Consider the following 16019-nt stretch of genomic DNA (forward strand, 5'->3'; position numbering starts at 1 on the left):
CTTAATTCCCCTTAATCCATCGTTTCAATATACTAACGACAATCAGCAAAACAGGCAGACCGATAGCAAATGTGGTTATCCAGCCGATCCAAACCGTCGCATTAAACTTATTCTCGTAAATAGAGTTGGGGAAAATGTCTACAGAGATCACAATCAACAAAAAAGCCAAAGGGATAACAAAGGATCTTTTGTGTTTTATGTTCAAGATTTGTGTAAAACCGAGGAAGGCGGAATGGAAATATACAAATAATTTAACAAATGAGGTTAACAACCAAATTAATGCAATCACAACTTCCACCCGGGTTATAAATCCACCAATTTCAATTTTTTGAGCTAAATGGTACGCCGGATATTCTTGAATGGACGTAACGTTTGATCCTACAACCAAAATATTCAATAAAATAATGGATGCATTGATCAAAGAGCCAATGAGGATTCCGACAACAAAAGATTTAAAACTATTTTTGGGATTCTGGAGCTCATTGGGTTGAAGCATGAGAAAGAAAATAAGAGGAAAATACACTACACTGGCTAGAGCGAGGGTCGAATACGTATATTTATATAATGGAGCTTCAAATATCGGTTCAATATTTTGAAGCTTGATTTCTGGAGTTAGGGCAATAACCATCAGGACAAACAGAAGAACACAAAATGGAAACATAATCTGTACCATTCTGACCAGTGTGTTAAATCCAGACATTAATCCGTAAACCAGCAATAAAGTGAACAGTGAATTAATAAATATTACCGAAGTCTCCGGCATAAAAACAGTCTTGATAAACCTGCTTACATCATAAAGTACCATTGCAGCCGCCAGGAATGCCGTAATGATAAATAATAAAGATATACACTTCCCAAACCATGAACCCAGGATCTCCTGCATCATTTCTACTATAGTTTTGTTAGGTTGATTATTAAAAAGCCACTTATACACACCCAAGAAGATGACTGCCGGTATAACGGAAAAAAAGGGAACCAACCATGCGTCCTGATTTAGAGCTTGTGCCAAACTGCTCGGGGTTATGAGGATTGCAGTGCCCACTGTAAATAAAGTTGTTAGAATCGTAAATTGAATATGGTCTGCTTTTGCGGCATTTTTCATCGTAATAATCCTCACATGTTCTGCAAATTGGAAATGAACTGACTTAGGGGATGCAGTATCCAGCTCACCAAAACAAGAGGTGTTGGTGGGCCCCATCGGAGTAGTTTTAATACACCAAGACCTCCTGCAATAACAACAATCGCACTGTAAATAAACCATTCTTTGGGTGATGTTCTCAGAACATATGTACCAACCCAAATAAAAATGGCAACGAGCATGAACATTCCGGTGATTTTAACACTGATCATCAACCCTATCACTCCTTCATTTTATCTAAAAAGGAATTTTTGGTTCTCCCTGTTTCACGTATTTTAAAATTCACATTAATTTCAATTGGCATTCCCCGCAAATGATCGGACCAGTCGTGCTTTATTTTCTTCCAAAGGGTTGGATCTGACTGATGAATACGTTTTCCAAGTCCTAATAAATCTGCTTTTATCGCATATTCTTTGTTTAATGCTTTTTGAATGAACGATTTAATCTCCTCCTCGATATATTGTTCAAGATCGGATATTTCTCCGGGACTCATAAGATCCATCTCACATTGAACTTCATCTATATTTCCTTCAGCACGAATTCCAATGCCAAGATACTGTTTTTCATTCTCTTTTCTGAGACTGATATCACTTTTGGAGTTGAGTACCTCGATAGAGAATCTGCCGCTTTTGTTTGGGCAAAGGATAGTGCCCACAGTCCCTTTTACTTTGTTTTGCACATAATTGTATCCTTTACTCTCATCCTTATCTAACCAGTCAATTAATTTATCTTTATTAAAAACAGCCAGCCCATCATACTCTAATCGGGCAGGAGGGCTCGTCGTTTCAAAAATTTCTTTTTTGTTAAGTTCAAGCTTATCTCCTTTTAATTTCACACCAGTCACGACAAGAGAGCTTCCTTCGGTCATTAATGCATCAATTAAATCATCAATTTTGACTGAACTTGTGGATGCCCACTGTTTACTTGATAGTTCCAGCGTCGAAAACAGGTTTTGTGCTGGTATTTTGTCAATCACCGATAGACTTTCGATCACCGCGGTAGCCTTCAGATCTTTGGCAACAATGATGTCAAAATCGGCTCTGAGTTCATGATCCCGGGAGACAAATTCAATGATTTTTCCGAGTCCGTCCTTTCGTGCAGTCTCTTCCCCAACGACAAAAATTCTAAGATGTGAGAAATATATTTTTCTCGGTGTAGTATTGGTCAATTTCCGAATGGCTTCAAAAACGGTTTTACCCGTTCCTTTATACACGGTCACCGGAGCCTCTCCACTTCCCTTGCTATTGACTCCAAGTTCATTCGGGTTTACCACCTGTACAGACACTAAATAATCATTACCAACCTTATCAATGCCTAAACCCACAGCAATAACGAGTTGTTTTATTTCCGTTTTATCCCAACACCCCGTCATCAGAGTTACCATTGCCGTTAATATTAACAGAATTCCAAGTTTTCTTCCCATTTCCATCACCTATTCGTTTCTTTTTTTGTATACCCCGCGCAAAAGCAATCCATAAAGCGGAACCCGAATGAGCGTGTCTCGTTGATCGGCAAGCTTAAAGGGGGATAATGGTGATAAATAGGGGGTTCCAAAGGAATATAAACTGCAAAGGTGAATGATCAGTAAAGCCAGGCCTATAAAGATGCCAAATAATCCGAACGAAGCACTCATCAACATGAGAGGAAAACGTAAAATCCGAACAGATATGCCCATATTGTAAGCTGGCAAAACAAAAGAGGAGATTGCGGTAATGGAAACAACAATAACCATGCTAGGTGAGATAATTCCTGCTTCAACGGCAGCTTGGCCAATGACAAGAGCACCAACGATAGAAACGGCTTGACCTACCGCTTTGGGCATTCGAAGACCAGCTTCTCGCAAAATTTCAAATGTACCTTCCATAATAATCGCTTCAATCAGCGTGGGAAACGGAACGCCTTGTCTTCCTGCCGTAATACTGATGAAGAGTTCAGTGGGAATGATCTCTTGATGAAATGTGGTCAGTGCAATATACAAGGAGGGACCAATTAATGCTATGAAAAAAGAGAAAATCCGTAATAGCCGCAACAGGCCATAATCGGTACGTTGATAATAGTCTTCTGGTGCTTGAATAAATTGAATAAAGACAGCGGGAACCAATAACACAAAAGGAGAGCCCTCAACGATTATCGCTACTCTACCTTCCATTAAACCCGCTGCAATAATATCTGGTCTCTCCGTGTTATAAATTGTGGGAAAGGGAGAGAATGGATTTTCCTCAATGAATTGCTCTATGATTCCGCTATCCAAAACACCTTTGATTTGGATCTGATCCAGCTTTGATTCCAGTTCTTGTATAACTTCATCACTAGCCAGCCCTTTTATGTAAACGATTGACGTGCTTGTTTGAGAGACGGAACCTATTGTTTTGGTCTTGATCCATAAGTCTTTACTTTTTATTTTCCTTCTGATCAGGGCTGTATTCGTAATTAAACTCTCGGTAAAAGAATCCCGTGGTCCCCGTAGAACCACCTGTTCTTCAGGCGGAGATATACTTCGTTGATCCCCTCCTGGTGTATCAGCTACAATGGCGGAGTTATGCCCATCCAACAGAATGAGTGTATTCCCGTTAAACATGGAAGAAAAGACTTCATTTAAATGAGTAATCTCTTGTGTGCCAATCGCATTTTTCACTAAAGAGAATAAGTCAGCGTTGGAATTTCGTTGTTTGGAAAAACCTTTAGTGTTCAGTGTCTTCAAAATACTTTCATGGATATCCTGGGTATCCGTTAATCCATCAATGTATATCAGACATGCATACAAATCAGCCTGCTCATTTGTTTTCAATTCTCTAACAATCAGATCACTGCTATACCCCAATTCCTTCCGAATAAAAGCAATGTTGGCATCCAGATTGGATGAAAACGGGGTCTCCACCGGTTGCGTGTCTTGAGAATTTTCACTGCTATCCATACTGATCCTCCTTTACTAACTCCAAAAATTATTTGCGTTAGTAAAAGGATTTATTCATAGGATAAATAATGATATGTTCGTATGAACACAAAAAAATGACCTTGAGCACGTCAAGCAACTCAAGGTCCAACTTCGGAAGTTTTCATTTCAATTTCAGTTCATTTATACTTCCCTGTTCCTCCATTATCGTTTTACTCCTCTTAGCTTACCCATCTGATTTTCATCTAATTTAATAAGATAATCAGGGTTCGGAAAGCTTAAGCTTATGTTCTGATCCCGATAGGATACGATCACATCTGTTTGCTCCACGGAACGGATTTCCACTTGAACAAGCTGTCCTTCCTCCCATGCCAGATCCACCTCGAATCCCCCGCGTGCCCGCAAACCCCGAAACGAACCTTTGGACCAGACAGCGGGTAAAGCAGGAAGCAGGCGAATTTCACCCCCATGGCTCTGAAGAAGCATCTCTGCGATGCCTGCCGTTCCGCCGAAATTCCCATCAATTTGAAACGGGGGATGATTGCAGAAGAGATTCGGTAAAGTGGAGGAGCGCAAAAGTTCAAACATATGATTGTAGGCCAGTTCAGGCTCTTCCAGTCGGGCACACATGTTGAGAATCCATGCCCTGCTCCATCCGGTATGTCCCCCGCCGTGCTTTAGCCTTCGGTCCAAAGTAACCCGGGCGGCTCTGGCTAATTTGGGAGTTGATTGCAACGTGATCTGTGATCCCGGGTGGAGAGCGAATAAATGGGAGATGTGTCTGTGACCCGGTTCCAATTCATCATAATCAATACTCCACTCCTGAATCTGGCCATGTTTTCCAATAGCAGGCTTCGGTATTTGGGCCATTGCCCTGATTAAAGATTCCGCGAATGCCTGATCCGTTTGCAAAATACGAGTACAGTCAATACAACGCATAAACAGCTCCCTTACGATTTGGTTGTCCATGGAAGCCCCATAACATAAAGCCCCGGATTCACCATTACTCAACATGTACCGGTTCTCCGGTGAGGACGATGGGCATATGACCAGATTTCCGTCAGGATCTTCAATTAGAAAATCGAGAAGAAATAAAGCAGCGTCTTTTATCGTTCCGTAAACCTTCTCCAGAAAGTGTATATCTTTTGTGTAATCATAATGATCCCATAAATGCAAAGACAGCCATGCCGCCCCCATAGTCCAAAACGTGGAAGTCACGCATACATCCTGAGGAGCTGTATCTGCCCAAATATCGGAATTGTGATGTGCCATGAATCCTCTGCAACCATACATTTTTTCTGCCGTTTCCGTTCCTCTCAGGTGTATTCTCTCGATAAAATCAAACAAGGGCATGTGGCATTCAGAAAGGTTGCAGCTTTCGGCAAGCCAATAATTCATCTGTGTATTAATGTTAATGGTATATTTACTGTCCCAGATCGGAAGCATGTCCTTGCTCCACATCCCCTGGAGGTTGGCTGGCAATGAACCCGGGCGGCTGCTCGCAATGAGCAAATAACGACCAAACTGAAAGTACAGACTCATAAGCTGCGGGTCATGCCCTCCGGATTGAAGTCGTTCCAGTCGTTGATCCGTCGGCAGCAAGGACCACATGTCGTTGTTATCTTCACTGTCCAGATTCAATTCTACTCTGTTGAATAAAGCACAGTAGTCCGAGACATGATTGGCAACCAATTCAATGTAAGGCCTGGCTGATGCTGATTGAATTCTTCGCATACATTCTACTTCCATCTGGTTCGCAGGTATTCTGAAATCAGTACAAGCAGATACCAGAAGGGTAGCTGCATCTCCATGCTCTAATGAAATGCTGCCGCCGGCACAATGGAGCTGCCCTCCCTCCGCGATCACCCGGATCGCGCAACAGAAACGAATGCCATCTTCCCCGCCACTTCTGCCGCGAATGATTAAACCGTCTGTTCCCCGATGTTCAATCCGATCCAGGTATGCCTGAAAGCCTACCGGATGTTTAAGAATATCGGACCAGGGGGTCGGCTCAAGTACGGTCCCCCTGCCAAACAACGTAGAAAAGGATAGTTTTCCAGGCTCGTTTGATTGCAGACGCACCGCCAGAACCTGATCCGGAAAACTGGAAAAATACTCACGGCGATATGTGGTCTGTCCCGATATATATTCAACATGTACCGTGCCTCGATGAAGATCCAGATGTCGAAGGTAGCTGCTGATCTCTTCCTGAGGATGCTTCATTTCAATATACAAATCACCCAAGGGCTCATAGTGACGCTGCCCGTCAGGCACACCGATCAGAGCCACAGAAGCCAGCTCCTCTGCTGCGCTGATTTGCCCTTCTAATATAAGGTTTCTAATCTCATTTAAATGCTGAAGAGCGTGCGGGTTATTTCGGTCCATTGGCCCCCCGTACCACAGACTATCCTCATTTAACTGGATTCTCTCAATCTGCTCCTTGCCAAAAACCATTCCCCCGAGTGTTCCGTTTCCGATTGGCAATGCTTCCTCCCAGGTTTCAGCCGAGCGGTCGAACCAGATTTTATCGGTATTCATGTTATAGCCTCCAAAGCATTCAGTATTCCCAAGCGATGCGCATTTCAGGTTTGTTTCGTTGGGTTATGCTGTTTCATTCTACGTCAGCTCTGGAAGTAAATAAATGAATAATACTAACCTTGAACATTCACGATTCTAACCTATTAAAGTATTTCATTAACTGAATCTCATTTCATCAGTTTGTCAACCTTTCCAAATATCAGCTTGATTACCTGAGTGGGACCGGGAACGTTGGGCAAGAAAAGTATTACAATAGCAAGAAATACCGCTGCAACCGTAATTCCCGCGACAGGCACTCTTGCTCTTTTTTGTTTGGTGCTGAGCCATTCGCCATATATGATACCTGAGGCGAGTAACATGATGCCAAGTACCGATGCCAATCTCACTCATTCACCCCTCCCTTAAGTTTTAGGATTTAAATACGGCACCGCTAATATGCACTTTGCTCCGGTATTCCTTGAGGTCCAATGGATTTGCCTGTACTGACAATAGCTACTTTCACGTCAATATTCACGTTCATTTCAGAGTATATTTTCTCCCATTCTTGCTGATGTATTGTCCATTGATGCGGGTAATATCTGCGAAACTGTGTAGCGAATTTAAAAAAATCGCTTTTCAACTCCTTCTGTGACATCTGCAGTGCCTTCTCCGCTAATTCTTTCAGTCGATCCGTCCAGGCCTGCTGAAGCTTGGCCATTTTGGAAGGGTCTGTCAAATCATCATCCGTTGTATTTAATACCACTTCACCTTTGGAATGAATATGAATCTCCATAGTCCATTCTTGATTCCGAATATGTGGAACCAGAACGGTTTTGACATCGACCGCACGGATGGAAAATGATCCTTTTGAAGGTTTTACCTCAACAGGCATAATAATGTTGTCCAATTCGTTGGAGAGGAGCAGAACCCCAAGGCTAAGAGGCTCTTGAACCGTTTTGACATATGTATCGTTCTTATACAAGCTTAATCCTTTGAGATAGGGTGTGGTCGCAAGCCTGTCTTGCCCTGGTTCTGTTGGCAGAATCAGCATTCGGGATAAAATGGCGGATCGGGATGGACCTTCAATGGATTGTGCCAATTGTAGAACAGTCACACGCGTGCCCAACTTCATGTTCGCCATTTCACGTAATGATTCTGCCGAGCTTCTCTCCAGAGGATCAAGAATGGCAAGCACATCCTTTGCAGCCTCACTGCTGGAAAAAACATATGCATGCTCCCTGAACTGAGGATAACGGAGTAAAAAATCGATATATTCACGAATTCCGTTTTTACCTGCCTGCTCACTAATAACAATGACCTCGCAATGCCCCCAGAACATGTTGCGAGCGACCTTCCTTTGCAGGCGATTTAATGCTTCAGCGATGGTCTGCCCTTCCGCTGTGCGAGTCATCGTCACACCACTTGCACTTGTTCCACTGCTACCACTCTCTGCTCCCCCGCTTCCCTTGCGAGGAATAAAGATTTGAGCCGTCAGTTGTACCTTCTCGTCAACATAGTCAACGCCGGTAGCCAGAACAATTGCCAAATCGTTAATCTCTGTCCGGTCCCAACAGCCAGTCAACAGTAAGCTGCACAACATTGAGATCAATCCAACTCTTTCTATCCATAGTCGATGTTTTTTCATTTGCGAGCTCCATCCTTACTTCCAGGCTTCCAGATCTTCTTCAAAAGTGCAGCCATGTATATCAGACCCGGGATTACCAAGAGGAACATCATGGTGTAGACGTTGGCCGAAGCACTGACTAAACTTGCAATCCCTCCGCCACCATTAGTAACGATCCAATATGCATACACCATGCACAGGAAAGACAGTGGAGATACGAGCGGTTTATAGTCTTTCAGACCGAGCCACTCTGCCATAGATGTCGCAAAAATGTAAAGGAAGACGGAAATCTTAATAAAAATCCCGAAAATCCATATTGCAATAATAATGGCTTCAATATGCTGCAGGAAATCCGCTATAGTAATATAACGTGCAGCAATCAGTACTGGAAATACGAAGGTGTCCGTCAAATCTCCAATCAGAAAAAGGCAAAACAGATTGGTTACGGTCATAGCTGTAGTTGTGAAAATGAGAGAACCAAGCATCGTTCTGCCTATCCCTTTCCTTCTGTTTACATACGGAAGCAAAAAGGCCAATACAATATATTCGCTAAACCAGGCAGCAGGTGCAAGTGCGCCTTTCAGTATAGGTACAAACCCTTTCTCCATAAAAGGAAAAAACTCGGCAGGGTGAAGCTCACCAATGAGCAGAACAAAGATGAGAGCCAGCAAGACAATAAACAACGTTACAAACACTTGGGAGGTTCGTCCAACCACCTCAATTCCCAAACGGACATTAATGGCACATACAACTACCATCGTTCCCATCACCACAAACATCGGTGTCCGGGGAAGTGCGTTATATACAATAAATTCACCATATTCCCGAATGATCAGTCCGGTCAGATGAGGAAGAAAAGTCAAATAGAGTAGGCCAACGATCTTGCCCGGCCAGCGCCCCAGAATTAGCAGGCTTGATTGAATCAGTGTCTTCCCTGGATACATACGATCCAACCCCAAAGATATGCCAATGGCGAGCATTCCAACCATTGAGCCCAAAAACGGGGACATCCACATGTCATGCCCTGCGTAATGCATCGTAATGCCCGGAACCGACAGTATCGCTGTAGCAAGTATGGCAGGAAACATCAAGAACGCCAGTTGAGTGACGGATATTTTTCCTTTATCCGTTAACATAAGATAAGACCCCCTGTTTCTTGAAGTTAATTGCATTTATTTCTGCTTGCTCCAAGGCATCGGACGCCACCACACATCCTTCAGCTTTCGGCTGAACGTAGGGGCCACGGGAGACAGGTATGGCGTGCCGAATGATCGCAGACTGCTTAAGTGAATGACAATGAGAATGACACCAAGCATCACACCTATAAGTCCTAATGTCCCGGCCAGCAACATCATCGGGAATCGTAACAGCCGGGTTGCAATGCTGGCCGCATAACGGGGGATCATGAAGGAGGCTATCCCCGTAATTGCCACGATGATAATCATGGGAGCTGATACGATGCCAGCAGTTGTAGCAGCCTGACCGATAATTAAAGCGCCTACGATACTAACGGCTGACCCTACCTGTTTGGGCAATCGCACACCTGCCTCGCGCAGTGCTTCAAAGGCGATTTCCATAATGAGTGCTTCCACTAATGCGGGAAAAGGGATCTCCTCCCTTGCCCGGGCGATGCTCAACATTAATACCGTTGGAATCATTTCCTGATGAAAAGTTGTTATGGCAACATAAGCGGATGGTAGTAAAAGCGACAGCACATAAAAGAAATACCGGAGCCAGCGAACAAATACAGCCATAAACATATTTTGATAATAATCCTCTGGAGATTGCAGCATGGAAAAAATCGTTACAGGTGCGATCAGACTGAAAGGGGTCCCGTCAACCAGCAGGGCGAAGCGGCCTTCCAATAGATTGGAGGCAACCACGTCCGGTCGTTCTGTCGCAATCATCTGGGGAAAAGGGGAATAATGCTGGTCAATGATGCCCTCCTCAATGTACTGACTCTCTAATACATCCTTAATCTTTAACTGACTCAGGCGTGACTCTACCTCTTTGACCAGCTTCGGATCAATAATCCCTTCCATATAAGCAAGTGCAACATTGGTACTTGTGTACTCTCCAATGGTAAGCGCCCTCAGCTTAAGGTCTGATGTCTTCACCCGTTTTCGCAGTAAAGAGAGATTAGTCGCTAACGATTCCGTGAATCCGTCACGGGAACCACGAACCGTTGATTCCGCCGCCGGCTCCTCCGGCGTTCGATTAGCTGCTTTGTAGAGGGGATATACGGTGGCCAAAGCTTCTCCTTCCAGAATCAGCAAAGCTTGACCATCCAATATGGACTCTACCGCCTGACCGACAGTGTGCACATTCTGGATGGAGGAGAGCGGAACTTGGGTCGGCGGAAGTTTAATACGTTTGTCTATATGTCCAAAGGAAAAGTATTGAAGCCCTTCCTGAGGTTGAACGGAATCGTTACCGAAGAAATTTAATTCATTTACTGGGGTAACATATTTACCGGTTTCTTGTAATGGAGCGAGCACTTGGCGCTCAAGTCGTTCTGTATCACAGAGTCCGAGGCAGTAGATACAGAGGGCGGAAGTGCCCAAGGCCGTTTGAAACGAATGAAAAATAATATCGGAGCAACCCGAAAAAATGGAGCGTAACGCAGCTTCGTCCACAGAAACATGTCCGGTTAACGGTTCATCCTGTCCCTTGATTATTTGTGAACTCATTCTGCTTCCTCCCTGTGGTTACTCTGAATACGAATTCTCATAGATAACGATATTCTGCGCTCCACAAGAAAGATTTATACGAAAGGCTAACCATATCTTAATGAAAGACCTATGAAAACAAAATAGCCCCTGCGTTAACAGGGGCTATTCTTTATTACTTTTAGAATGACAGAATCACTTTACCCTCAGAGTGACCCGTCGACACTTTTTTTAACGCCTTTTTGTCCATCACCAGAAGGTTGTGTACCTTCCGTAATCAGGAGTTCCATGGTGGCACGCTGAGCGTAATAAAGTGCAGCCAGCTCTCCAGGCGTTCCATTTTCATGTACTCGACTTCGTGTCATAGGCGCCATAACGAGTCGATGTGGTTCAATCCGGCTTGCTTATCTTATCCTTTTAGAATGAACAGTAAAGAATGTTTCTTCTTTCCCGTCAGAAATATCCATTTTGAAGGAGAACCTGTACCGTTAAAATAGAAATAGAGAAAACCGCTAACGCAGCGGTTTTTCTGGAACCCTTTCACAGTCTAATAATTATTAATCAAATAGATCAGTCCGATAAGATTACCTTCAACCTCATACGCCAAGTTCAATGTATAGTATCCTTTTTCTTCATTAGATATATCTACAGTAAACTTCTCAGGAGTCTGCTGCCAGTTGCTCACATCTACCAGGGTCTCTTTAAACGTTTTGTTGTTTCTAACACTTGCTGAATAGGGGATCACTTTATTACCATCTATCCCTGTAACCAGATTAGTAATTTCAATGACGGAGCCCTTCAGCTCTCCTACTTGGACGATTTGAGGGTTTGCTATCAATTGATTGAGTTTGGTTAACCCTTTTAATGGAGAGAAATCCGTAATTGCATTGCCCGTGATATCTAACGTCACTAGGTTATTTGCGTACTGCAACCCATCTAGGGATTCAATTCTTCCAGATTTACTATTAAGTGATTTCAACTTCAGGATATCGCCATGGGTTAGATCTCCCGCTATTCCTAATGTTGTCTTAATAGAATCTCTTAAATAATCATCTTGTATGACAATCGGCGCAGTTAAATCAACTTCGGTTAATCCAGCCATTGCTGTCCGTAATGCTGCTAGTACTGTATCCACTTCATCTTGCGTAACTTCCTTATTAACCAAGGCCGCCTCGGCGGCGGATAAGCTAGCGGTGAGCGCCGTAGCACTCTCCTCTGTGTACCCATTAAGATTAATCGCTTCAGCCTCTGTTACGGCGTGTTCCAGATCTCCAGTAAACAGTTTATCCGTGTTGACAAAATGTAGCTTTGTATCTCCCCATGTGGCATGATCAGATCCATTGCCATTTCCGCCGTCGGTTACAACTAATTTAAGCTCTTTCGCTTCGTTAATGTCTACATCAATGAATTTTTGAGGATCTTTGGAGTTCATCATGCCACTGTCGAATTTCTTCTCCCCGTCCACATAAACCTCAAAGCTTACCGAACCAACAGAACCATACATCTGCCGATCTACACCCACATATGACGTGAAGTAATTATAATCCTTATCGTTTAAATCATACACAATTGTAGAGTTCGAATGCGCTCCAATGCCCCTGTCATAGATTACTTCACGATTATTCTCATCCGTTAATCTCAAAGCATGATTACTGATTGAAATATCCTTATGCGGAGCAGTATAACTATTTTTTGTAGAAGTCCAATCATAATCGGTCAAATACTTGTAATCTTCCATGTTAACTACTGCAATCGTACGAGTTCCCGTAACTGTATTTCCATCGCTATCCGTTACGGTATAGGTAATGGGATATTTCCCAACTCTATTGAAGTTCACTTGTTCTCTTCCAGAAACCACGACATTAGAAGTTAAATCCCCATCCTCAGCATCCACGGCAGTATAAAGTTCAATGATTGGGAGGGTATGTCCTACTTTAGTCGATATCGATTTTGGTATCGTAAGTGTTGGCACACTATTTAATACAAGGAACTTGGCATCTGCCCAGACCGTGTGATCCGCTGTATTTCCATTATGATTCGCATCGGTTGTTACGAGCTTAATTTCTCTTGCGCCTGTGACAGAGATCTGTATAAATTCATGTTCTGTACTCGATTTGAACACATCACTGCTAAATTTCCGTTCCCCATCAACGTAAATTTCAAACGTTGCAGAGGAAGCTGCATTGCCTTTCATTGCTTGATCGATGCCGATATAACTTTCAAAATAGTCATAGCCTTTGCCTTCAATGTTATATACAATTTCAGAATTGGCATGAACACCTAATCCCTTAGCATACGCTGCAGGTAGACCTTGTCTTATTAAAGTGATTCCGCTGCTTGATGGTGCCAAATCCTTTCGCAAGGAGCTCCAGCCAACCGTAGCTGATGCTGTATCCAGATCCGAAGCATACACATAATCACTGGTTACAGTGACATGTGCAGTCTTGGTTTCGGTAGCCCCTTCATTCTTGATTTCATAGACAACCTCATAATTTCCTTTTGTCGTGATATCCACGTTATTCGATTTTACAGTAACAGTATTCACAATATCTTGACCTTGATAATTCGTCGCACTAACGTAGTTAATCGGATTAAAAGCCTGGTTCAGCTTGAGTGTAATATGCTCTTCAACCGATAGCGTTGGTTTGAATGCTTTAACCTCTACCGGACTTAGGGTGTTCAATCTTTTGTCATAACCAACGATTCTATAGGTATAGTTTTGCGTCCCATCGATATTGTTGTCTATAAATTGATTTTTAGCCGTAAATCCAACCAAGACATTGTCCCGGTATATTTCATAACCCAGAAAATCTTCCTTGTATGCTTTATCCATATTAAAGGTTAACGTATTCGTTTTCACTGCTTCATTCGAGCTGATATTGACGTGGATAGGAACATTTTTTGTAGCCATTCCAGTTCCTTCATAAGAGACAACCGAATTATTTAAATACCACAACTTATTGGACGCCGGATATTTACTTACCTTCAATTTTGTCTCGGGATTGACTGTAAAACCGTGTCTAGCAAAAAAGCTGCTCAAATCCTGACCTAATACTTCTGAAGAGAATTCTACTAAATATTGTTGTCTGGAGCTCTCGCCATTAGGAAGAGATACTTTACGATCTCGATATAGACTATTTAACTGCGCCCAGTACCCAGGATGGGCCAATTCCAATTGCCAAAATGCGCCGAGTCTCGCAAAAAGACCTTGCTGTTCCATTGCTACTTTATTTTCTTGGATAACATATTTATAAATATCAGATTCGAATGGGATGCGTGTATCTATGGAATTACGCTCTACGGACAACAACATGGGTAACATGTTATTGCTAACCTCACCGTACTCCCGTTCTCCTACAGCCATGCGGTGTCCGATTTCGTGTGATAAACCCCAACCAGGATATACCTTACTGAAATCCTCCAGCATCAAAGCTACGGTCTCAGCCTGAATTCCGGTATGGTCACCTGCTGCATACATTGCACCATACGGTTGCATTAATCTAATATTCTCTCGAATAAGCTTAGGGTCATGATTAACATTGCGGCCATCCAGACCAAAGTAATCAAATAATCGATTAATCCATACATCATAACCCGTTAAAGTATCTAGAGGATTTTGGTTCTTTGTAATAAACGCATTGTAGGCTTGTGTAGTGGTACCTGTGAAAATAATACGATTGCTCACCATTTCAACCACGTCAATCATTTCACGGTCTTTTACGTTGGGATGGGCTGTTTTATCTGCGTCTAATCTTTGTTTATAATCGTTCAATAAGGCTTTAAATTCGGCCGGATCTGTGTCTTGCGTCATCATCGGGAATCGTTCCGCACCTTCAAAACGGATACGAGGCGCTTGCCCTTGCTCTTCCGATGTATAAGGGTTAACGATGTAGATTGGTCCACCTTTCGTTACATCATGCGCGTATGCGCTGGTTGTAGGATTCTCAGGTACCACGATCGTATTTTTTCCAGGTCGCAATTGCACCCCTTTTGCCCAGCTATTCCAAGCGCCTTCTTGCTGCGAAAAGATTAATGAAGGTACTTGATCAGTAGAACTGACATCTACATATACGTTGATCGTATCGCCCGGCATGGCTATAAGTCCGGTAGGCTGGTTATTGGTGCCCATACTAAATCTTAAGTTTTGCTGTGCATGCTTCTTCATATCGCCATGTTGTTCAGCAGTAATGATTAACCCTTCGGTCTGTAGTTCACCGCTCACGATCTTTTGGGCTAAATCAAGCTGAGCTTTAAACTGAGAATATAAAGGATGAGCAACTGCCTCATTTTCCAAAGAAGTTATTTTCTCTACTGTGTTAAACTCCCCGCTAACCTGACTATATGTATTATCCGTAAATAGTTTGTTCATCTTATCCGACACAGCATCTTTTTTATAAAAAGCAAACTCCGCCGCACTCGCCCAGTCTTGATTTGCCTTCTTGAAGACAAACTTGATTCGCTTAAATGCTGTTGGCGCAAATTTCATTTCAACGACGTCACCTGTTGAACCTTTATACTCCCCCGAGGTTACTAACGTAAAATCATCACCTGCATCCGTCATAGAACTGTAAATCTCAAACTCTTGAGCGAATCCTTTTCCTTTAGCTCCAGTTTGTCTAGCAGCATACACAATTCTATCCAATGTAGTCGCTTCATCCAATAGAAATACGACCTCATTTGTAAAAGTTGAAGAATTGGGTTTACCTGTTTCCCAGTGTGTATTTAGTTCTCCATCAATCGCCTTATTTATGGTAGAACTTGAGTAGTTCCCCCCATTATTAGTGATTGACTTAATATGAGTAGTGTTCATTTTAAAGACATCATTATAAGCATTTAAAATGTCTTTTCCGTATAAATCAAACGGTTTAACGAATGCCACAGTCGGTACAATAGTGCCGCGATCCCCTGCCTTGTTTGTGACAGTAGCATTAGAAACACTGGATGGTTGACTTGCTGCAGCATACCCTGCTTCACTTGACAGGGTAACGAGTAGTGCTGCAGATGTAGCGATTGCAAGCATTTTTTTCATGATTGTTTCCTCCTGATGAATGATAGTTATGACAACTGACCTAAAATAGCGCAAAAAAAACTACCCTTAAGAGTAGTTTTATCACGCGAAGATATTAAAAGATGAAATCTTCACCTTTTATAAACTTCAAATAACAAAAAGCATCGTAT

At 42.8% G+C, this 16019-nt stretch carries 11 protein-coding genes; all 11 read right to left on the bottom strand.

Annotated features, from left to right (window positions below; genetic code table 11):
* Position 1: 1 nt before the first annotated feature.
* Positions 2-1102 carry a GerAB/ArcD/ProY family transporter gene (locus RS891_RS17295; protein WP_315792578.1) on the bottom strand — a complete coding sequence of 367 codons (1101 nt, stop codon included), beginning with the start codon at positions 1100-1102 and terminating at the stop codon, positions 2-4.
* 11 nt (positions 1103-1113) lie between these two features.
* Entirely contained in the window at positions 1114-1350 is a 237-nt protein-coding gene (locus RS891_RS17300; RefSeq protein ID WP_315792579.1) for a hypothetical protein, read from the bottom strand.
* A gap of 8 nt (positions 1351-1358) precedes the next feature.
* Positions 1359-2561 (bottom strand): Ger(x)C family spore germination protein, encoded by a 1203-nt coding sequence (locus RS891_RS17305; protein WP_315792581.1) that lies wholly within the window; start codon positions 2559-2561, stop codon positions 1359-1361.
* Between the two features lie 9 nt (positions 2562-2570).
* Positions 2571-4052 carry a spore germination protein gene (locus RS891_RS17310; RefSeq protein ID WP_397386846.1) on the bottom strand — a complete coding sequence of 494 codons (1482 nt, stop codon included), beginning with the start codon at positions 4050-4052 and terminating at the stop codon, positions 2571-2573.
* A 183-nt stretch (positions 4053-4235) separates the two neighbouring features.
* Positions 4236-6569, bottom strand: a complete 2334-nt coding sequence (locus RS891_RS17315; RefSeq protein WP_315792583.1) for a glycoside hydrolase family 95 protein — start codon at positions 6567-6569, stop codon at positions 4236-4238.
* 167 nt (positions 6570-6736) lie between these two features.
* Complete coding sequence (locus tag RS891_RS17320) at positions 6737-6955, bottom strand: hypothetical protein (protein WP_315792584.1); 219 nt, start codon at positions 6953-6955, stop codon at positions 6737-6739.
* Positions 6956-6999: 44 nt separating this feature from the next.
* Positions 7000-8193 carry a Ger(x)C family spore germination protein gene (locus RS891_RS17325; RefSeq protein WP_315792586.1) on the bottom strand — a complete coding sequence of 398 codons (1194 nt, stop codon included), beginning with the start codon at positions 8191-8193 and terminating at the stop codon, positions 7000-7002.
* A complete protein-coding gene (locus RS891_RS17330; RefSeq protein WP_315792587.1) occupies positions 8190-9308 on the bottom strand; it encodes a GerAB/ArcD/ProY family transporter in 1119 nt (372 codons plus the stop codon). Before RS891_RS17330 ends, RS891_RS17325 begins: the two co-directional genes overlap by 4 nt.
* A 36-nt stretch (positions 9309-9344) precedes the next feature.
* A complete protein-coding gene (locus RS891_RS17335; RefSeq protein WP_315792589.1) occupies positions 9345-10862 on the bottom strand; it encodes a spore germination protein in 1518 nt (505 codons plus the stop codon).
* Between the two features lie 185 nt (positions 10863-11047).
* Positions 11048-11215 carry a hypothetical protein gene (locus RS891_RS17340; RefSeq protein WP_397386847.1) on the bottom strand — a complete coding sequence of 56 codons (168 nt, stop codon included), beginning with the start codon at positions 11213-11215 and terminating at the stop codon, positions 11048-11050.
* Positions 11216-11388: 173 nt separating this feature from the next.
* Positions 11389-15870 carry an NPCBM/NEW2 domain-containing protein gene (locus RS891_RS17345; protein ID WP_315792591.1) on the bottom strand — a complete coding sequence of 1494 codons (4482 nt, stop codon included), beginning with the start codon at positions 15868-15870 and terminating at the stop codon, positions 11389-11391.
* Between the last annotated feature and the right edge of the window lie 149 nt (positions 15871-16019).

Origin of the sequence: Paenibacillus sp. BIC5C1 (assembly GCF_032399705.1) — a bacterium.
Taxonomy (GTDB): Bacteria; Bacillota; Bacilli; order Paenibacillales; family Paenibacillaceae; genus Paenibacillus; species Paenibacillus taichungensis_A.